This window comes from Bradyrhizobium sp. AUGA SZCCT0283, assembly GCF_018130385.1.
Classification (GTDB): domain Bacteria; phylum Pseudomonadota; class Alphaproteobacteria; order Rhizobiales; family Xanthobacteraceae; genus Bradyrhizobium.
This window is the reverse complement of record NZ_JAFCLU010000003.1, coordinates 215937-235744: the sequence shown is the minus strand read 5'-3', so window position 1 is coordinate 235744 and position 19808 is coordinate 215937. Positions and strand designations below refer to the sequence as shown.

The 19808-nt window shown below is 64.8% G+C and carries 20 protein-coding genes; 15 read left to right on the top strand and 5 right to left on the bottom strand.

Translation table 11 applies throughout. The annotated features are described in order from the left end of the window. Positions 1-70: 70 nt before the first annotated feature. The 4 genes from JQ624_RS06630 to JQ624_RS06615 all read left to right on the top strand — a co-directional run bounded on the left by JQ624_RS06630 (position 71) and on the right by JQ624_RS06615 (position 6987). Entirely contained in the window at positions 71-1786 is a 1716-nt protein-coding gene (locus JQ624_RS06630; protein WP_212418196.1) for a type I secretion system permease/ATPase, read from the top strand. Further along, positions 1783-3780: an HlyD family type I secretion periplasmic adaptor subunit gene (locus JQ624_RS06625; protein WP_212418050.1), complete on the top strand. Its 1998-nt coding sequence runs from the start codon at positions 1783-1785 to the stop codon at positions 3778-3780. Before JQ624_RS06630 ends, JQ624_RS06625 begins: the two co-directional genes overlap by 4 nt. Positions 3781-3879: 99 nt before the next feature. Further along, entirely contained in the window at positions 3880-5748 is a 1869-nt protein-coding gene (gene htpG, locus JQ624_RS06620) for a molecular chaperone HtpG (protein ID WP_212418049.1), read from the top strand. Positions 5749-5832: 84 nt separating this feature from the next. Next, positions 5833-6987, top strand: a complete 1155-nt coding sequence (locus JQ624_RS06615) for a DUF3095 domain-containing protein (RefSeq protein WP_212418048.1) — start codon at positions 5833-5835, stop codon at positions 6985-6987. Between the two features lie 105 nt (positions 6988-7092). On the opposite strand, the gene JQ624_RS06610 is transcribed toward JQ624_RS06615, so the two are convergent. The 3 genes from JQ624_RS06610 to JQ624_RS06600 all read right to left on the bottom strand — a co-directional run bounded on the left by JQ624_RS06610 (position 7093) and on the right by JQ624_RS06600 (position 9633). Next, a complete protein-coding gene (locus tag JQ624_RS06610; RefSeq protein ID WP_212418047.1) occupies positions 7093-7536 on the bottom strand; it encodes a DUF2147 domain-containing protein in 444 nt (147 codons plus the stop codon). Positions 7537-7622: 86 nt separating this feature from the next. After that, the gene (locus JQ624_RS06605) at positions 7623-9008 is read right to left on the bottom strand and encodes an MATE family efflux transporter (RefSeq protein WP_212418046.1); all 1386 of its coding nucleotides are present in this window, start codon (positions 9006-9008) and stop codon (positions 7623-7625) included. 85 nt (positions 9009-9093) lie between these two features. After that, positions 9094-9633: a GNAT family N-acetyltransferase gene (locus JQ624_RS06600; protein WP_212418045.1), complete on the bottom strand. Its 540-nt coding sequence runs from the start codon at positions 9631-9633 to the stop codon at positions 9094-9096. A 180-nt stretch (positions 9634-9813) separates the two neighbouring features. On the opposite strand from JQ624_RS06600, the gene JQ624_RS06595 reads away from it, so the two are divergent. The 4 genes from JQ624_RS06595 to JQ624_RS06580 all read left to right on the top strand — a co-directional run bounded on the left by JQ624_RS06595 (position 9814) and on the right by JQ624_RS06580 (position 12198). After that, positions 9814-10416, top strand: coding sequence for a superoxide dismutase (locus JQ624_RS06595; protein ID WP_212418044.1), 603 nt, complete (start codon positions 9814-9816; stop codon positions 10414-10416). A 173-nt stretch (positions 10417-10589) separates the two neighbouring features. Next, positions 10590-10964 carry a fluoride efflux transporter CrcB gene (crcB, locus tag JQ624_RS06590; RefSeq protein ID WP_212418043.1) on the top strand — a complete coding sequence of 125 codons (375 nt, stop codon included), beginning with the start codon at positions 10590-10592 and terminating at the stop codon, positions 10962-10964. 140 nt (positions 10965-11104) lie between these two features. Further along, positions 11105-11698: a permease gene (locus JQ624_RS06585; protein ID WP_212418042.1), complete on the top strand. Its 594-nt coding sequence runs from the start codon at positions 11105-11107 to the stop codon at positions 11696-11698. Positions 11699-11757: 59 nt separating this feature from the next. Further along, entirely contained in the window at positions 11758-12198 is a 441-nt protein-coding gene (locus JQ624_RS06580) for a hypothetical protein (RefSeq protein WP_212418195.1), read from the top strand. A gap of 66 nt (positions 12199-12264) precedes the next feature. Here the strand turns inward: JQ624_RS06580 and JQ624_RS06575 are convergent, their stop codons facing one another. Continuing rightward, entirely contained in the window at positions 12265-12798 is a 534-nt protein-coding gene (locus JQ624_RS06575) for an isoprenylcysteine carboxylmethyltransferase family protein (protein WP_212418041.1), read from the bottom strand. A gap of 264 nt (positions 12799-13062) precedes the next feature. Next, complete coding sequence (locus tag JQ624_RS06570) at positions 13063-13542, bottom strand: hypothetical protein (RefSeq protein WP_212418040.1); 480 nt, start codon at positions 13540-13542, stop codon at positions 13063-13065. Positions 13543-14393: 851 nt separating this feature from the next. Here JQ624_RS06570 and JQ624_RS06565 point away from each other — a divergent pair. From JQ624_RS06565 to JQ624_RS06535, 7 genes are all read left to right on the top strand, one after another. After that, positions 14394-14597 carry a hypothetical protein gene (locus JQ624_RS06565; protein ID WP_212418039.1) on the top strand — a complete coding sequence of 68 codons (204 nt, stop codon included), beginning with the start codon at positions 14394-14396 and terminating at the stop codon, positions 14595-14597. A 2-nt stretch (positions 14598-14599) separates the two neighbouring features. After that, positions 14600-15355 carry a metal ABC transporter ATP-binding protein gene (locus JQ624_RS06560; protein ID WP_212418038.1) on the top strand — a complete coding sequence of 252 codons (756 nt, stop codon included), beginning with the start codon at positions 14600-14602 and terminating at the stop codon, positions 15353-15355. Continuing rightward, the gene (locus JQ624_RS06555) at positions 15355-16224 is read left to right on the top strand and encodes a metal ABC transporter permease (protein ID WP_212418037.1); all 870 of its coding nucleotides are present in this window, start codon (positions 15355-15357) and stop codon (positions 16222-16224) included. Before JQ624_RS06560 ends, JQ624_RS06555 begins: the two co-directional genes overlap by 1 nt. A gap of 2 nt (positions 16225-16226) precedes the next feature. After that, the gene (locus JQ624_RS06550) at positions 16227-17096 is read left to right on the top strand and encodes a metal ABC transporter solute-binding protein, Zn/Mn family (RefSeq protein ID WP_212418036.1); all 870 of its coding nucleotides are present in this window, start codon (positions 16227-16229) and stop codon (positions 17094-17096) included. 50 nt (positions 17097-17146) lie between these two features. Then, positions 17147-18193, top strand: coding sequence for a GTP-binding protein (locus JQ624_RS06545; protein ID WP_212418035.1), 1047 nt, complete (start codon positions 17147-17149; stop codon positions 18191-18193). Further along, positions 18193-19209 carry a WD40 repeat domain-containing protein gene (locus tag JQ624_RS06540; RefSeq protein ID WP_212418034.1) on the top strand — a complete coding sequence of 339 codons (1017 nt, stop codon included), beginning with the start codon at positions 18193-18195 and terminating at the stop codon, positions 19207-19209. Before JQ624_RS06545 ends, JQ624_RS06540 begins: the two co-directional genes overlap by 1 nt. Positions 19210-19294: 85 nt before the next feature. Beyond that, positions 19295-19630, top strand: a complete 336-nt coding sequence (locus JQ624_RS06535) for a hypothetical protein (protein ID WP_212418033.1) — start codon at positions 19295-19297, stop codon at positions 19628-19630. Positions 19631-19808 lie beyond the last annotated feature (178 nt).

Below are 19808 nucleotides of genomic sequence, written 5' to 3'. Positions count from 1 at the left end.
TTCGGGTCTGCTTTCGACGCTGGCTGCCGACGATCCCGTCGCGAACGCGATGCGCGCGAGCGCACGCCGCATGATCGGCGTCGCCGTCTTCAGCGGCGTCATCAACATCCTGATGCTGTCGGGCTCCCTTTATATGTTGCAGGTGTACGATCGGGTGATTCCGAGCCGTAACCTCGCGACCCTGTTCGGCCTGTCCTTGATGGTGCTGATCGCCTACCTGGTGCAGGGATATTTCGATGCGATGCGCTCGCGGATGCTTTGCCGGATCGCAACGCTGTTCGATGGCGCGTTGCAGGGGTCGATCCATTCGGCGCTCGCCACCCTGCCGCTGCGCGGGGTGAAGCCGGTCCTGATGCAGCAGCCGCTGCGCGATCTCGATCAGGTGCGCACCTTCATGTCGGGCCTGGGGCCGACGGCGTTCCTGGACATGCCGTGGATCCCGGTCTTTCTGATCGGGCTGTTTCTGTTTCACCCGCTGATCGGCTTCACGGCGCTGCTCGGCACCGCGGCGATCATTGCCATGACATTGGTGACCGAGCGGATTTCGCGCGGCGCGACCAAGGCGGCGATGGACTTGAACGCGCAGCGGCAGGTGCTGGCGGATGCGACGCAGCGCAACGCGGAAATCGTTCGGGCGCTCGGCATGACCGATCGGCTGACGGCGCGCTGGTCGGAAGCCAACGAGCGGTACCTGCAGGAAAACATCCGCGCGACCGACGTCTATGCCAATCTCGGCTCGAGCGCGAAGGTGCTGCGCTACATCCTGCAATCGGGAATGCTGGGCATGGGCGCCTATCTCGTCGTCGCCGACAAGGCGTCGGGCGGCATCATGATCGCGTCCTCGATCCTGATGGGGCGCGCGCTCGCGCCGGTTGAAATCGCGCTCGGCACCTGGAAGCAACTGGCCGCCGCCCGTCAGGGCCTCACGCGCCTGCGTGACATCTGCAAGGCGACCGCGCAGCCTCCGGCGCCGCCGGTGATGCTGCCGCGCCCGTGCCGCGAATTGTCCGTACAGAATCTCGCGGTGGCCGCACCAGGCTTCGACATGCCGATCGTGTCCGGTGTCACGTTTTCGCTCAAGGCCGGCTCAGGGCTGGCGCTATTGGGCGCGAGTGCGTCGGGCAAGACCTCGCTCTCGAAGGCGCTGGTGGGGATCTGGCCGGCGCATCGGGGCGCCGTGCGGCTCGACGGCGCGGCGCTCGATCAATGGCGCAACGCGGATCTCGGCCGGCACATCGGCTATCTCCCGCAGGATGTCGGCCTGTTCGATGGCACCGTGGCGGAGAACATCTGTCGCTTCGACGAAGACGCGAGCTCGGACGCCATCCTGAAGGCTGCGCAGATCGCCGGTGTCCACGACATCATCCTGCGCCTGCCGGAGGGCTATGCGACGCGAATAGGGCAGGGCGGCATGTCGCTGTCGGCCGGACAGAAGCAGCGGGTTGGCCTGGCGCGGGCGGTGTTCGGCGATCCCTTCCTGTTGGTGCTCGATGAGCCCAACGCCAATCTGGATGCCGACGGCGAGAACGCCTTGACGCGCGCCATCGGAATCATGCGCCAGAACAAATCCATCGTCGTCGTCATCTCGCATCGCCCGAGCGCGCTCTCCGCGCTGGATATGACGATGGTGCTCTACGAAGGCAAGGCGATCGCGTTCGGCCCGAGCGCAGAAGTATTCGCGCGCGTCCGCAACGCCGGCGGCAAGGGGGTGCCGGGATCGCCGCAGTCCCCGCCGCAGGCCAAGGCGGAACAGCGCGCATCACTTGCCGAAAGTGTTTCATCATGAAGGGTTTTGATCACGTGCATGCCGATGAAAGAGCTGCGCGACGCCGGATCGGGGGAACGGATGACGAGATCGCGGCGCCGCAGGGCCAGGCGCTGATCCTCGAACTGCAGCGATTGCGGCAGGCCTTCGAGCAGGACAATCTGCAGGACCAGCGGCCGCCGCTTCGCCGCCCGGCGAATGACGAACCACGTCAGGGCGCGCGGCGTTCGCGCCAGGTCCGGCCGAAGCGGTCGAAAAAGAAAGGCAAGATGGGACGGGTGCTGGATTGGCTTGGCCCCTTTGGATCCCAGTCCGAGGTTCTCGATCCCGAGCCTCCGGCGCCACGTGGCGGACGCATCACGCGTGAGCCGCAGTTCATGCCGCCGCCGCCGGCGGGCAGCGCGCGCGGCCCGGCAGGCAATGCTTCGGCAAACAATTCTTGGCAGAATGAACGGCAGGCGCGCGGTCCGATCATCGCGCCCGACGATCCGTCGCTCATGAACATGCCGAGGTCGCGGCCGGAGGTTCTGCCGATCGACGATACACGGCTGTCGCCTCGCATCGAGGCTCCCCAATTGGCGCCGCCGAGCCCGGCGGGCCCGGTGCCGCGCGATCGTTCCGTGACGGCGGTCGTCCGCAATGGCCTGACCGCTGGCGTCGCATTCCTTGCCAATCGCAATGGATCGGCGGATGTGGCGGGCGCGCCGGGCGAAAGCATCGTGCTGCGGGCGGCGCGCGCCTTTGAGGGTGAATTACGCACCGGCCTGCGGGCGCTGCTCGTTGTCGGCGGGGTGGCAGGCGGCTGGATGACGCTGGTGCCGTTGTCGGGCGCCGTCGTGGTGCCGGGCAATCTGGTGGTGCAGTCCAACGTCAAGACCATCCAGCATCCGACCGGCGGCGTGGTCGCGCAGATCCCGGTCCATAACGGCATGCGGGTCAACGCCGGCGATCTGCTGCTGCGGCTGGACTCGACGCAGGCGCAAGCCAGCCTTCAGGTGGTCAGCAAGCAGCTCGACGAAGTGCGGGCGAAGATCGCGCGGCTGGTCGCCGAGCGCGACGGTCTGCCGCGGCCGGCGATTCCGCCGGAAATGTCGGCCCGGCTGGATGACAACAATGTCAAGACGTTGCTTGCATCGGAGGCGTCGCTGTTCAGGGCGCGGGTGACGGCCCGCGAGAGTCAGAAGGAGCTGCTCAAGAGCAAGGTATCGCAACTCGGCGAGGAGATCGTCGGCCTTGAGGCCCAGGTCGCGGCCAAGGCCAAGCAACTGGACCTGATCACGGGCGAGCTCACGGGCGTGCAGGAGCTGTTCGACAAGCGTCTGGTGCCGCTGGCGCGGCTCACGGCCTTGCAGCGCGAGAGCGCCAGAATCGAAGGCGAACGCGGCCAGTTGATCTCCACGATCGCCGAGACCAGAACCAAGGTCGACGAGGCGAAGCTTCAGACAGTCAGGCTCGACCAGGACGTGCGGACGGAAGTTGTCAAGGAACTCGGCGAGGCGCAGGGCAAGGAAGCCGAACTCAGCGAACGAAGCGTCTCAGCGCGCGACATCCTCGAGCGCATCGAGATGCGCGCGCCGACGTCGGGTGTGATCCATCAGCTGAACGCGCACACCATCGGCGGCGTCATTCGCGCCGGCGACGCCATCATGGAAGTGGTGCCGGATTCCGATGATCTGCAGATCGAGGCGCGGTTGCAGCCGAATGACATCGACCAGGTGCGCAAAGGCCAGCAGGCTTTTGTCCGCTTCTCGGCCTTCAACCAGCGGGTGACGCCGCAGTTGATCGGTCAGGTGTCGTATGTCTCGCCCGACACGACCCGCGACCAGCAGACCAGCACGTCCTATTTCACGGTCCGGATCATGCTGCCGGAAGAAGAGCGCCGGCGGCTGGCCGGGCTGCAGCTCTCCTCGGGCATGCCCGCGGAAGTGTTCATGCAGACCGGCAGCCGGACCATGCTGAGCTATCTGTTCAAACCGATCCTGGATCAGTTCCAGCGCGCCTTCGTCGAGCGGTGAGGGGGACGATACGGGGTTGCAGCGCGGCTAAATCTTGCCACCCCGGATGGTATCGCTATATCAGGGCTTTGCTTTTGCCCTGTTCCCTGCGAGCCCCGCATGACCACCACCACTGCCCCCGAATCCCAGCCGTTCCAGGCCGAGGTCGCCGAACTTCTGAACCTGATGGTGCACTCGGTCTATTCAGAGACCGACATCTTCCTGCGCGAGCTGATTTCGAACGCATCGGATGCCTGCGACAAGCTGCGCTATGAGGCGATATCGGCGCCGGATCTGATCGCCGACGGTGCGCCGCCCAAAATCCGCATCGTGCCGAACAAGAAGGCCAATACGCTTTCCGTCGTCGACAGCGGCCTCGGCATGGACCGGCAGGAGCTGATCGATAATCTCGGCACCATCGCACGATCCGGCACAAAGTCCTTTCTCTCCCGCCTCACCGAGGCCAAGGACGGCACCAATCTGATCGGCCAGTTCGGGGTCGGCTTCTATGCGGCGTTCATGGTTGCCGAGCGCATCGTGGTCACCAGCCGCCGCGCCGGCTCCGATCAGGTTTTTGTCTGGTCGTCCTCGGGCGGCAGCGGGTTTGAAATTGCGCCGGCCAGCGAGGAGGACGCCGCCCGCATCACGCGCGGCACCGAGATCGTCCTGCATCTGAAGGAGAGTGCGGCGAAGTATCTGGAGACGCACGAGATCGAGCGGATCGTCCGCGCCTGGTCCGACAACATCCAGTTTCCGATCGAGCTCGTGCCAGAGGAGGGCGAGCCGCGCCAGATCAATTCGGCGAGCGCGCTGTGGCAGCGGCCAAAATCGGAACTCTCGCCGGAGGACTACAAGCAGGCCTATCAACAGATCGCCGGCGCCTTCGACGAGCCGGCGATGACGCTGCATTATCGGGCCGAGGGCCGGCAGTCCTATGCGGTGCTGCTGTTCGCGCCGTCGACGAAACCTTTCGACCTGTTCGACCAGGCACGCAAGGGCAAGGTCAAGCTCTATGTCCGCCGCGTCTTCATTGCCGACGACGCCGATATCTTGCCGGTCTACTTGCGCTTCGTCCGCGGCGTGATCGACAGCGAGGATCTGCCGCTCAACATCTCCAGAGAGATGCTGCAGAACAACCCGCAACTCACGCAGATCCGCAAAGCCGTCACCGGCCGCGTGATATCGGAGCTGGAAAGCCTCGGCGAGAAGGAGCCGGAGGCGTTCGCCAAAATCTGGGACGCGTTCGGTCCCGTGATCAAGGAAGGCATCTGGGAGGATTTTGAGCGCCGCGAGAAATTGTTAGGCTTGTCGCGCTTCACCACGACGACGGGCGAGAAGCGCTCGCTCAAGCAATATGTCGAGGACCTCAAGCCGAACCAGACCGACATCTATTATCTCACCGGTGACAGCATCGAACGGTTGAAGGCGAACCCGAAGCTGGAATCCGCGACCGCCCGCGGCATCGAGGTGCTGCTGCTGACCGATCCGGTCGACGCCTTCTGGACCTCGGCGTCGCTCGATTTCGGCGGCAAGCCGCTGAAGTCGCTGAGCCAGGGCGATATCGATTTCGCCCTGATCCCGCTGCTGGATGACAAGGCCGAGGACAAGAAGGACGAGGCCGGCGCAGATGAGGCCACGACGATTGCGCTGATCAAGGACGCGCTCGGCGAGCGCGTCTCCGACGTGCGCGCCTCGCAGCGGCTGACCTCGAGCGCGTCATGCCTGGTCGCCGGCGGCGACGCGCATGACCGCATGCTCGAACGCCTCTTGGCGATGCAGAACAGGGCGCCCACCACCAAGCCGATCCTGGAGATCAACATGCGCCATCCCCTGGTCGCGGCGATCACCGGCGACAAGGATGCGGCCAAGGACCTGTCGTTCCTGCTGTTGGAGCAGGCGCAGATCCTCGATGGCGAGTTGCCGGAAGATCCGGCGGCGTTTGCCAACCGGCTGAACCAGCTCGTGCTGCGCGGGATCGCGAAGGGGTAGGACGTTCAGCCGCACGCCTGAACCGGATTCCAAAATCGGCCGTATCTGCTAGGACAGATTTGAGAACCGGGGGCCCTCATCGCCATGACGACGCCTGACGGCACCGACATTTTCTACGGCTCGATCCCGGTCTTTCGCGGCTTTGGCAGCCTGATGGACCCGGCGATGTATTCGCCGCTGCCGGACGACTGGACCGTCGGCGTCGCCGACATCGTGGAATCGACCAAAGCGATCGCGAACCAGCGCTACAAGGCGGTCAACATGGCCGGCGCCGCCGTGATCGCGGCCATCACCAACGCGCTGGACGGGCGCGAATTTCCGTTCGTGTTCGGCGGCGATGGCGCGAGCTTCGCGGTGTCGCCCTCAGACCTCGCGCGCGCCCGCGACGCGCTGGCGGCGACGGCTTCATGGGTCCGCGAAGATCTCGATCTGGCGATGCGGGTGGCGCTGGTGCCGGTCAGGGATATCCGCGCGCAGGGCCTCGATATCAGGGTCGCCCGTTTCGGCCCGTCGGCCAATCTGTCCTATGCGATGTTTTCGGGCGGCGGTTTGGGGTGGGCGGATGCCGCGATGAAGCGCGGCGAGTTTGCGGTGCCGGCGGCTGCACCTGGTACGCAACCCGACCTGTCCGGCCTGTCGTGCCGGTTCGAGGAAATTCCCTCCACGCGCGGGCTCATCCTGTCGGTGCTGGTGGTGCCGGCCAGGGACGCCGATCCGCATCGTTTCCGCAAGGTGATTGAGGACATCATCAGGCTGGTCGAGCAGTCTCCGGATGCCGGGCGGCCGGTGCCGCCGGGCGGGCCGCCGCTGCGCTGGCCGCCGGCCGGCGTCGAGTATGAAGCGCGCGCCGCGCGCGGCGGGCCGCTGTTGAAGCGGCGCACCGTCGTGCTCGCGGTCACGCTATGGGCCTATGTCGTGATGCGCTTCGGCATCAGGATAGGCAATTTCGTGCCGAAGAACTACGTGCAGCAGGTGGTGGAGAATTCCGACTTCCGCAAATATGACGACGGCCTGCGCATGATCCTCGATTGCACGGAGGAGCTGGAGCGCGCGCTGGCGGAGCTTCTGGCGAAGGCGGCTTCAGCGAGGATCGTGCGCTACGGCCTGCACCGGCAGGACGCGGCGATGATGACCTGCTTCACGCCGTCGGTGATGCGCAGCGATCACGTCCACTTCATCGACGGCGCCCGCGGCGGCTACGCCTCGGCTGCGACCGCGCTCAAGGCGATGGCGGCGTAATTCGTAGTAATTCGGGTGGGCAAAGCGATGCGTGCCCACCATCTCTCCAGATCGTTGCTTGAAATGGTGGGCACGCTGCGCTTTGCCCCCCTACGCAGTCCCGCGCTACCGCCCCACCCGCGTCCAGGTCTCGCCGCCGCAGAGCGCGCCGACGCAGCCTTCGACCTTGAGCGTATCCGGGCCCGCCACCGAGACACTGCTGGCGTAGCTGGAGCCGTCATCGGCGTTATAGATCTGGCCCGACCATTTATTGGGCGCGGTGGACTGCATGCTGCTGAACAGCGGCAGGCCGATCATCGGCCGCTTCTTCAGCGTCGGATTGGGATTCTTGTCATCGACCTGGGGCTTGCCGGTGGCGGGATCGATCGGGTCTTTGAGGCCGACGATCACGCCGCAGATGCCGCCACCGCATTTGCTGACCTTCACCCGCGCATCGCCGGCCTGGGTCAGCCAGACGCCGGTCGGCTCGCCGGTACCCTGCGCGCGAGCCGACGGGGCGGCGAGCAAGGCCGCCGCGGTCGCGATGATGAAAGCTGTTCTGCAAGCCATGAATCATTCCTTCGAAAAAGCAGGCTTGCATAGCAACAAATCAGATTCGTGCAATGTCACATTAAGTTCGGTTTACAACTTGGGGTTCATTTGCCCCAGCGGGTGAGGCGGATCGACAGCGCCGTCCCGAGGCCGTAAACGACCATCGCGAGGCCTACCAGCGCGAACAATGTCCATGCCGGCGCGCCCGCTGACGCCAGCCACCAGCCGCCGCCGCCGACGATCAGCAATCGCGCGGTGCCGGCCATCACGGGGCCGCCGACCTTCGCTGCCCCTTGCGACGAGAAATAGAGGCAGGCGCCCATCCCGAAAAACGCGAACGCCGGGCCTGCCCAGACGAGATAGGAGGACGCCGCGGCGGTGACGCCGGGATCGCTCGTAAACATCGAAACCCAGAGCGACGGCATCACGGCGACGATCAATCCGATGGCGCCCACGGTGATGCCGGCAGCTGTGCCCGCGGTCCACGCCACCTGCCGCGCGCGCGTCACGAGACCCGCGCCCATCGCCATGCCGACCATCGGCACCGATGCCACGCCGAAGGCGAATGCGATCGGCGTCAGCAAGAATTCCAGCCGCGAGCCCATGCCATAGCCGGCCAATGTCTCCGTGCCGTAGCCGGCCAGGATTTTGGTGAAGATCAGCACCGTCAGCACGGTCTGCAGCGGCGACAGGCAGGCCACTGCGCCGACCCTCAGAATGTCGAAGAACATGTCGCGCTGAAATCTGAAGCCCTTGAAGTTCAGGGTCAGCCGGCTGCGGCCGCTGACCAGATGCCAGGCCAGGAAGATCGCACCGAGCGTGAAAGCGGTGAACTGGCCCGCGGCGACGCCGCTCATGCCGAATTTCGGCAGGCCGAACAGCCCGAGGCCGAGCGTGCCGCCGACCGCGACCTGCACCAGCGCGGTGCCGATCAGCGTCACCGATGGAATCCGCATGTCGCCGGTGCCGCGCACCACCGAGGCCAGCGTGTTGACCAGCCAGATCGCCATCGCGCCGGAGAACAGCACGTGCGAATATTGCATGGCCTGCTCGAGCACGCCGCCGCGCCCGCCGAGCAGCGTGTAGAACGCGCGGCCGAACATCAGCATCGTCACGGTGAAAAAGATTCCGGCGCAGGCGCCGATCATCGCGGCATGCAGCGCCAGCGTCGCCGCGCGGTCGCGATTCCCCGCGCCGATCGCCCGGCTGATGGCGGAGGAGACGCCGCCGCCCATCGCGCCCGCCGACATCATCTGCGTCAGCATGACGAAGGGAAACACCAGCGCGATGCCGGCGAGCGGCTCGGTGCCGAGCCGGCCGATATAGGAAGTCTCGGCGACGGCAACCAGCGTCGTGCCCACCATGGCGATCGCATTGGGCAGCGTGAGCTTCAGCAGCGTCGGCAGGATCGGCGAGGTGAGCAGGCCGTTGGCCGGCATGGGCGGAACCGCGGCGGTGGGGCGCATGTCGAGCGGGGCGTCCATGGTCATGCGTCACGTCATCCAAATCGAATAAATTATGGATGACATATTATGCGCCGGAGCCGCTGCAAGCCACCCGCGCCCGGTGCAGGGGTCACCACGGCAGGCCGCATAGGTCGATAATTCCGTCGCGCGGCTTGCGGGTGAAATCGAGCACGAACGGCGCCATCGCCTCGAAGCGAATCCGTCCCTCCGGCTGCTCGGCATAGACCTCGCCCTGGAAGCGATGCCAGCCGCGCGCCTGATAGAACGCTTCATTGTGCGGCTCGCAGAACAGCATCGCAAAGCGCACCGCCTCGTGATCGCGCAGGGTCTGGACAGCGGCGTTCAGCGCCAGCGTGGCGTAGCCGCGTCCCCGGCAATCCTGGCGCGTCGAAACGCCGCCGATGCCGCCGATATGAACCTTGCGCCCGTCCCAAATGGCATCACGGAAGTAGATGCCGACATGGCAGGCGAGACTCGGCTCGGCGGCGTCCTCCGGTGCGTCGATGAGCACGCGCAGGTCGGCCTGGGCCCATTTGATGTGGCCCCACGACAACTTTTCGACCACATGAGCCGGCCAGACCGCCTGCATCAGCGCCTCTGCCCGTGGCCATGATGCGTCCCCGTTCAGGACGTCGATCTCGATGCTCATTTCGTTCCCTCATCGCGCCAAAACCGCGTGGGCGCCATATCCGTCATACGCTGGACGCGGAGGGGCGTTACCCAGAACCTTAGGCGTTCTTGCCAAATTGCGGTGTTTATGCGCAATGGAACCTTCTATAACGGTTCCCGTTAGACCAGACCACGTCTCCCATCAGTTCGGACATCACCCATGACCTTCACGCTGCCCAATCTGCCCTATTCCCACGACGCCCTTGCGCCCCACATGTCCAAGGAAACGCTGGAATACCACCACGACAAGCATCACCAAGCTTACGTGACCAACGGAAACAACGCGATCAAGGGGACCGAATTCGAAGGCAAGTCCCTGGAGGAGATCGTCAAGGGTTCGTTCGGCAAGAATCCGGCCGTGTTCAACAATGCCGGCCAGCACTACAATCATCTGCACTTCTGGAACTGGATGAAGCCGAACGGCGGCGGCAGCAAGCTGCCCGGCCGGCTGGAAAAGAAGATCACCGAGGACCTCGGCGGTCTCGACAAGTTCAAGGCCGATTTCGCCGCCGCCGGCGTCGGTCAGTTCGGCTCCGGCTGGTGCTGGCTGTCGGTCAAGAACGGCAAGCTCGAAATCTCCAAGACTGCTAACGGCGAAAGCCCGCTGGTCCATGGCGCCACGCCGATCCTCGGCTGCGACGTCTGGGAGCACTCCTACTACATCGACTATCGCAACCGCCGTCCCGACTATCTGAAGGCGTTCTGCGATCATCTGATCAACTGGGACTACGTCGACGAGCTGTTCGGCAAGGCCGGAGCTTAAACACCGCCATTCCGGGTTCGTCGCTTCGCGCCGCCCCGAAATGACTGCGGAATAAAAGTTCGAGGGGGCGGTGGCTGCGGTTGCCGCCCCTTTTCATTGCTTTCCGATCCTTGCGGCGAGCGCTCCGGTGCGGCACAAGCGGCATGCCGGGTGACTGTGGGGAAAATGCTGCGATGAGCTATTTGCTGGTCTTTGTCGGCGGCGGCCTTGGCGCGACGCTGCGCCATCTGATCAACGTCACCTGCGCCCGCACCCTCGGCACGGCGTTTCCCTGGGGTACCTTCATCATCAACATATCAGGCTCGACCGTGATGGGGCTGATCGCGGGCTACCTCGCCTTCAAGGGCGAGGCGTCGCAGCCCTGGCGGCTGTTTCTGATGACCGGCATCCTCGGCGGCTACACCACGTTCTCGGCCTACTCGCTCGATGCGGCGCTGCTCTACGAGCGCGGCGAACTCGCATCCGCGGCGCTTTACGTCGCAGGCTCGGTCGCACTCTCGATTGCCGGGCTGTTTGCCGGCCTCGCGCTGGTCCGCCATCTCACCTGAACGGATGGCCTGCTGGCGGGGGCAGGGCCGCGTGACGTCCTCGCATGGGCATGCCTGAGATGCGCATGGCTATCGTTGCGTCGCCACCATGGCGGGACTAAGCAGGGATGGAATAGCATCACCCGCAAAACCCACAGCCCTTGTCAGAACATCAGATAAAAGACCCGGCGCCTGCCGATGACGCCGAGCCGAAGCCGCGGCGCGCCCGCAAGCCGGTCGGCTGGTCGATGATCGTGATCGGCGCGCTGGTCGCGGTGTGCGCAGGCCTGGTCTGGCGGCGCGACGGCATTGATGGCGTGCTCAAGATCTTCACCCATGATCTCTGGCTGTTCGGGGAAATCATCCCGCGCGTGCTGGCCGGCTGTCTGCTCGGCGCCTTCATCGCGGAAATTCTGCCGCACGACAAAGTTTCGCGCGCGCTGGGGCCGAACTCGGGCCTGAAGGGACTTTTGATCGGCACGGCGTTCGGCGCGATCCTGCCCGGCGGTCCCTTCACCGCCTATCCGGTGGCGGCGGCGCTGCTCACGGTCGGCGCCGATTTCGGCGCCACCATCGCGATGGTGGTAAGCTGGACGCTGATCGGCTACGGCCGCGCGGTCGCCTGGGAGCTGCCGATCCTCGGCACCGAGTTCACGCTGTGGCGGATCGTGATCTCGTTGCCGATCCCGGTGCTGGCCGGCGCGCTCGGCCGCTTCGTCTTCGTGCGGATGTACCCGAAGGGCGAGCCTTCGTGAATATCTCCGCGCTGATCATCGACATCACCTTGTGGGGCTCGGTCGCCGTGCTCGGCTTCATGGCCTGGCAGCGCGGCCGCGTGGTGCTGGTGTCGTCGCTGCGCGAAGGCAGCATGGACTTCATCAACATCGTGCCGCGCATTGCGCTCGGCGTGATCGGCTCGGGCTATATCGCCGCCGTCATCCCGCCCGAAGTCATCACCGGCTGGCTCGGCCCGGACTCGGGCTGGTTCGGCGTGGTGACCGCTGTCATCGCAGGTGCTGCAACCCCCGGCGGCCCGGTGGTCGGTTTCTCGATCGGCGCGGTGGCGCTGAAAGTCGGCGGCGGCCCGCCGCAGGTGATCGCCTATGTCGTCGCCTGGGCGCTGTTCGCCTTCCAGCGCATGATCCTGTGGGAAATCCCGTTCATGCCGGTCCGGTTCGTGTGGTTTCGCGCGGCGGTGTCGCTGCCGTTTCCGTTTCTGGCGGCGGCAATCGCGATGGTGATCGGGAAGCCGTGAGGGGAGCGGGGCTGGCGGCTCCGAGACCGGTCGCGAGCAGCGGCTCGCACAACCGCGGGCCACCGATCATCTCGACCGCCATGGGGTCATCCGCGGAATCCAGCGCGGGACGGCGGCGCGGAACGCCTCGTACTCTCTCCCAAACGTCTCCTCGAGCGTGGGTTCTTCGTACGCCACGACGAAGACGTGGAAGGCGAGCCAGAGCAGCGCGCCGTAGACGATGAGGCGCCAATCGCCCATCAGCACCGCTTGACCCAGGATGATGGCAACGACCGCGACGTATATTGGATTACGCACATAACGGTAGAGACCGGTCACCACGAGATTCCGGGTCGGCGCGATGGGCGCGGGGGTGCCGAGACCCTGCAGCGCGAAACGCGCAAATGCGTCAACGAGCCCAGGCACGCCTGCGAGAATCATTATCGCGCCGATGCCGCGCGTCAGCTCCAGACCAAGGAACGGCGGCCGGAGTTGCCAACCCGTGATCGACCATGGAACGAGCCCCGCCAGCGTACATGGGGCGACCACGAAGAAAACCGCCGAGCCCAGGACGGCAATGGTTCGTTGCACGGCGGTTCCCGACACTCGCTGCGAGGTCATTCCAACCTCCCCTTCATGGTTTCCCGTCGTCATCCGGGTGCCGACACGCTCCCCATGTTATCCCAAAAGCGGAAACCGCGCATGCGTGCTGTCGAGAGCCATTCGTTCCGGCGATCAGAGGCTGATCGATATGTTGGTGGCATGACGTTGAAGGTGTCTCCGCCTTGCGATGTGATTTTCTACCGGTCCGACCCGACCGGTATTGTCATAAGGGATTCGGCATGCTGCGCCGAGGCTGCTTGGCGCCGTCGATTTCTGAACTTGCTAACCTGGTTGCGGCGCGCGCCTGCCGACGAGCATCCTCTGCGCTAAAATCCATATCCCAAGCAGCGCCAGCCATGCCGCACACATCAGGGTCAGCGGGTGAACCAAGGCAGCCGTCGCCGGCCACAACTCCCAAAGCCAATAGGCTTGAGCGATCCCGGGCAGCAGGAATGTGAAGACCAACCCCGTGAAGCTGGCCGGAGCCGTTGCAAGGGTGCCCAGATGGATCACCGGGGCGAGAGCGATGAGCAGGATTTCGCAAATTCCCGCGAGCAATTTCCAGCTCACGCCCTGCAGAGAATGCGTCAGGGTGTAAGCGCCGACGAAGACGATGAGCCCGGCGACGAAGCCTTCCGGCTTGTAATGGAAAACGGCCAGCGCACCCATGCCCAGCGCCAGCATGTCGATCAACCACGCGCGCAGGCTGTTGCAGTGCTCGGGATCGGCAGGACGGTGCTCTGGATTGGGATTCTCGGTCATCACGGCAATTGGTCACCCCAGTCGGCGACCGCGTTCAAGCGGTGCGGGGCCGGCTTCTCCCCGCCGGACCTACCAATGCCTGTGTTGCCCGTCAGGCAAATCACGCCAGCCCTTGGTCCAGTACCCGGCGCAAAAATATTCCCCTTTTGTTCTCACGCAAATCAGTTCATCGATGCGCCGTCCCACCCGGCAAGAGGGGCGGCTCGCGATCGTCACGAACGCGCGGTGGGATGCGGTGGACGCGGAGGCCTGACTGACGAGGCTGGCATGACGCGTACGGCGAAGTCGTGTGGTCCTGACGCCGCGGTGCTGGCGTCAAGTTCTTGGGAAGCAAGCTTCTCAGGGGCGACGGTGGCAAGAAAGCCGTTCACCGGGGAGAGCTCGAAGTAAGCCGTAAAGCCATTGCGCAGGGAAGGCCGGAGTGTTCCGCCTGTACCTGTATGCTCGTGTGCGCGTTCTTTGTGCGCAATTGCACACGAGACCGCGGGTGCAGCGTGCACCCGGTCTTCCCTGCGCCCTCTGACAAAGAGGGCGGGAAGTTATCCAGCAAACCTCGCACAGATGATGTGGCGAGATCGCGAAATCATGTTCACTTGTCATCGCCCGGCTTGACCGGGCGACCCAGTATTCCAGAGGCAGCAGTGATTGAGCCGAGAAGCCGCAGCGTACTGGATCCCCCGCATGCGCGGGGGACGACGACCTGTTGCGTGGCGACGGCCCGGATTGCTTCGCCGCAAGCGCGCTCCTCGCGGTGAAGGCGGCCGAAGGCAGGCCGAGGCGTCCGGAAAGGCCCAGCCTGCGGCCGTGCCAACGCGTGGACTCCCGTAATGTTATATTATAACATATGCCCCATGCCTCACGACCACTCCCACGACCCCGGTCATCTCCATGACCACGCACATCACCACCACGGCCATGCCCATGGCCCGGCGACGCCGCATCCGGCGCAGGCCGCGCCCTGGTCGATCCTGCGGATGACGGTTGCCGCCCGGCTCGCCGCAGCGTTCGCGGTCAGCGCCGCGCTGTGGGCGGTCGTGCTTGTCGCGATGAGGTGAGTATGGCGGCGCAGCTTAAATTCCACAACGTCACGCTCGGCTATGACCGGCATCCGGCGGTGCATCACCTCAATGGCGAGGTGGCTGCGGGCGCGCTGGTGGCGGTGATCGGGCCGAACGGCGCCGGCAAGTCGACGCTGTTTCGCGGGCTCGCCGGCATTTTAAAACCGCTCTCCGGGTCGATCGATCTCGGCGGCCTCGATATCCGCGACATCGCCTATCTACCGCAGAGCGTCGACATCGACCGCAGCTTTCCGATCTCGGTGTTCGATCTGGTCGGCACCGGCCTGTGGCGCTCCACGGGATTTTTCGGCGGCATGGGCAAGGCGGAGCGGGACAAGATCACGCTGGCGCTCGCCGCGGTCGGCCTCAACGGATTTGAGAACCGCTCGATCGGCACGCTGTCCGGCGGTCAGATGCAGCGCATGCTGTTCGCGCGGGTGCTGCTGCAGGACGCGCGCCTGATCGTGCTGGACGAGCCGTTCAACGCCATCGACGCCAAAACATCAGCCGATCTGCTGGCGCTGGTAAAGCGCTGGCATGGCGAGGGCCGCACCGTGCTGGCCGCGCTGCACGACATGGAACTGGTGCGCGACCATTTCCCCGAAACCTTGCTGCTCGCGCGCGGGCCCGTGGCCTGGGGCGCGACCGCAGAGGTGCTGACCGCGGAAAACCTGATGGTCGCGCTGCGGATGTGCGAGGCGTTCGATGACAGTGCCGCCGCCTGCGCGGACGATATGCCGTCACGGGCCGCCTGATGCTGTACGACGCACTGATCTCGCCCTTCACCGAATTCGAGTTCATGCGCCGCGCGCTGGCCGCCGTGATCGCGCTCGCGCTTGGCGCAGCGCCGATCGGCGTGTTTCTGATGCTGCGGCGGATGAGTCTCGTCGGCGACGCCATGGCGCACGCGATCCTGCCGGGCGCCGCGATCGGCTTCCTGGTCTCCGGGCTCAATCTGTTCGCGATGACGACGGGCGGATTGATCGCGGGCTTTACCGTCGCGCTGCTTGCAGGCCTCGTCGCGCGCCATACGGAGCTGAAGGAGGACGCTTCACTCGCGACCTTCTATCTGGTGTCGCTCGCGCTCGGCGTCACCATCGTTTCCGTCAAGGGCACCAATATCGATCTCTTGCACGTGCTGTTCGGCAACATCCTGGCGATGGACGACCAGACGCTGCTGGTGATCGCCTTCAACGCCACGATCACGCTTTTGGTGATGGCCGTGATCTTCCGGCCGCTGGTGATCGAATGCGTCGATCCGGTGTTCCTGCGCACCGTCTCTCGCGCCGGCGCGCCCGCGCATCTCGCGTTCCTGGCGCTGGTCGTGATCAACCTCGTCAACGGCTTTCACGCACTCGGCACGCTGCTCGGCGTCGGCCTGATGATCCTGCCCGCCGGCATCGCGCGCTTCTGGTCGCGCGACATCACCGGCATGATCTGCATCGCGGTCGCCAGCGCCATCGTCTCGGGCTATGCCGGGCTGGTGCTGTCGTTCCAGACCAAAATTCCTTCGGGTCCTGCGATCATCCTGGTCGCGGCAGTGCTCTATGTGGCCTCGCTGTTGTTCGGCCCTGTCAGCGGCCTGGTCCGGCAGATGTTCCCCGGCCGTCATCTCGAGGCGTAGCCATGATCCGGTTCTGGCTTATCGCTCTCGCCCTGATCGTGGCTGTTGGCCCGGCCCGCGCCGCGGATCGCCTCAACGTCGTCGCCAGCTTCTCGATCCTCGGCGATTTCGTCCGCAATGTCGGCGGCGACCGCGTCGATGTCACCACCTTGGTCGGCCCCAATAGCGATGCACATGTCTATGTGCCGACGCCTGCCGATGCTAAAAAAGTGGCGGATGCGAAGCTCGTATTCGTCAACGGCCTCGGGTTCGAGGGCTGGTTGTCGCGGCTGGTCAAGTCTGCCGGCGGCAAGGCTTCCGTCGTGACCACGACAGCAGGCATTGCGCCGCTCAAGCTCGGCTCGGACGCCGATCCGCACGCCTGGCAATCGGTCGCCAACGCGAAGATCTATGTCGCCAATATCCGCGATGCGCTGGCAGCAGTAGCGCCTGCGGACGCCGAAGCCTTCAAGTCCAAGGCGAACGCCTATCTGGCTGAACTCGACGCACTGGAGCGCGAGGTGCGCGAGGCGATGGCGAAAATCCCGGAAAACCGCCGCAAGGTAATCTCGACCCACAATGCTTTCGGCTATTTCGCCGCCGCCTATGGTGTCGAATTCATCGCGCCGCTCGGCGTCTCGACCGAATCCGAGGCCAGCGCCCGCGATATCGCAAAGATCATCACCCAGGTCAGGGCCGCCAGAATACCGGCCGTGTTTCTGGAAAATATCAGCGACCCCCGCCTGATGGGCCGGATATCGGCCGAGACCGGCGCCAGGGTCGGCGGAACGCTCTATTCGGACAGCCTGACGGCCGAAAAGGGCGATTCTCCCACTTACATTGCAATGGTCAGGCACAATATAAAGGCCCTGACCAGCGCGCTGAGCCCATAGGGCAGGGGCCTCCCTGCCTGCTCGCGCGATCATTCCGCTCCGGAGTTATTATGTCTGATCTTTCGTCCCAAAAAATTCCAGTGACCGTGCTGACGGGCTATCTCGGTGCCGGCAAGACCACGCTGCTCAACCGCATCCTGTCGGAAAACCACGGCAAGAAATACGCCGTCATCGTCAACGAATTCGGCGAGATCGGCATCGACAACGACCTCATCATCGGTGCCGACGAGGAAGTGTTCGAGATGAACAATGGCTGCGTCTGCTGCACCGTGCGCGGCGACCTCGTCCGCATCATGGAAGGCCTGATGAAGCGCAAGGGCAAGTTCGACGCCATCATCGTCGAGACGACGGGGCTCGCCGATCCGGCGCCGGTGGCGCAAACCTTTTTCGTCGACGAGGACGTGCAGAAGAACGCCCGGCTCGATGCGGTCGTCACCGTGGCCGACGCCAAATGGCTGAGCGACCGCTTGAAGGACGCCCCCGAAGCCAAGAACCAGATCGCCTTCGCCGACGTCATCGTGCTGAACAAGACCGACCTCGTCTCCAAGGCCGAACTGGCCGAAGTCGAAGCCCGCATCCGCGGCATTAATCCGTACGCAAAACTGCATCGCACCGAGCGCTGCAAGGTTCAGCTGTCGGACGTGCTGGAGCGCGGCGCGTTCGATCTGGATCGCATCCTGGAGATCGAGCCGGAATTCCTCGACGCCGGCGATGGTCACGACCATGACCATGATCATCATCACGACCATCACCACGATCACGGCCACAGCCATGGCGGCCTGAAGCATTACCACGACGAGGACATGCAATCGCTGTCGCTGCGGTCGGACAAGCCGCTCGACCCCACCATATTCATGCCGTGGCTGCAAAACCTCGTCGCTACCGAGGGGCAGAAGATCCTGCGTTCGAAAGGCATTCTCGCCTTCACCGACGATGACGACCGCTACGTGTTCCAGGGCGTGCACATGATGCTGGAAGGTGATCATCAGCGTAAGTGGAAGGAAGGCGAACCGCGCGAAAGCCGCGTCATCTTCATCGGCCGCGAATTGCCGGAGCAGATGATCCGCGACGGTTTTGAAAGCTGTATCGTCACGTGATGAAAGAGTTTGATCCGGGCGACGCGCCCTCCATCGCTTCCATCACCGACCAGGTGCGGGTGTTGGCTGTCGGCATGCCCGCCGCCTCGATCCATTTCCTTGGCGATACCGCGGTGTTCATCGGTGTCGAGGAAAACGCAGCGATAGTGAACGAAGCGGGCGAAGTTTCGAAAGTCGCCATTCACGGCGGCGCCGTGCTGTGCGCGGCGTCCGATGGCAAGCGTATCGTCACCGGCGGCGATGATGGCAAGGTTGTCGCGCTCGACGCCAAGGGCGAGGCAACGGTGCTCGCGACCGACGCAAAACGGCGCTGGATCGACAATGTCGCGCTGCATCCCGATGGCGCGGTGGCGTGGTCGGCGGGCAAGACCGCGTATGTCCGCAGCAGCAAGGGCGATGAGAAAAGCTTCGATGCGCCCTCGACCGTCGGCGGGCTGGCCTTCGCGCCAAAAGGCTTGCGCGTGGCGGTTGCCCATTACAACGGCGTGACGCTGTGGTTTCCCAACATGGCGGCGAAGCCGGAATTTCTGGAATGGGCCGGCTCGCATCTCGCCGTCACCTTCAGCCCCGACAACAAATTCCTGGTCACCGCGATGCACGAACCGGCGCTGCACGGCTGGCGGCTCGCCGACAACAGGCACATGCGGATGAGCGGCTATCCCGGCCGCGTCCGCTCGATGTCATGGAGCGTGGGCGGCAAGGGGCTAGCCACCTCCGGCGCCGACACCGTGATCATCTGGCCGTTCGCCAGCAAGGACGGTCCGATGGGCAAGGAGCCCGCCATGCTGGCGCCGCTGCAGGCACGCGTCTCCATGGTCGCCTGTCATCCGAAGCAGGACATCATGGCCGCAGGCTATAGCGATGGCACCGTGCTGATCGTGCGGCTCGAGGACGGCGCGGAAATTCTGGTGCGCCGCAACGGCAGCGAGCCGGTCTCGGCGCTGGCCTGGAACGCCAAGGGCACGCTGCTGGCTTTCGGCACCGAGGATGGCGACGCCGGGATCCTCGAATTCTAGGCGCCTCGGACGGCCCCTGGTTCCCCGCGGAACCATGCGCCCTGCCGGCCGTTGACCTCACGAACAATTTCGTGGGTTGAACGACATGTCTGCCGAAGACCGCCAACGCGAATACCGACGGGATATGCTGCTCGCGTCCGCGCTGATCGCGGCCGGGCTGGCCATTTCCGCGCTTGCGCTGACCGCGCTCAGCGCCCGCGATCCCCAGCAAATCGCGCAGGCGACGCAGCCCACGCAATCGACGCCGGGCGCGGAAACAAAACCGTCCGCGCCATCAGAACCGGCCACGACCGGCCAAAGGCCCTCAGACGTTCCGCCGCAACCGGCCCGTCCTGACCCGGACGCGCAGAAGGCAGGTGCTCAGCCCGCGCTGCCGCCGGCACCGGCGGAGAAGGTCGCGCCGCCGATCCGCGAGAAATGATCCCACTTCCGTCGCTCGATTGTGCAGTTGCAAAATGCGTGGGCGGGCAGAAACCTGCGGTGCGCGTCCTGATGCATCAATGTGCAGGGAATGTGACCCCATCCATTCGTATCAATTTGTATGAGGGGGCGCAGACGTCGCCTTCGAACGCCTTGTGTTGATCCCCAACAAGCGGTTA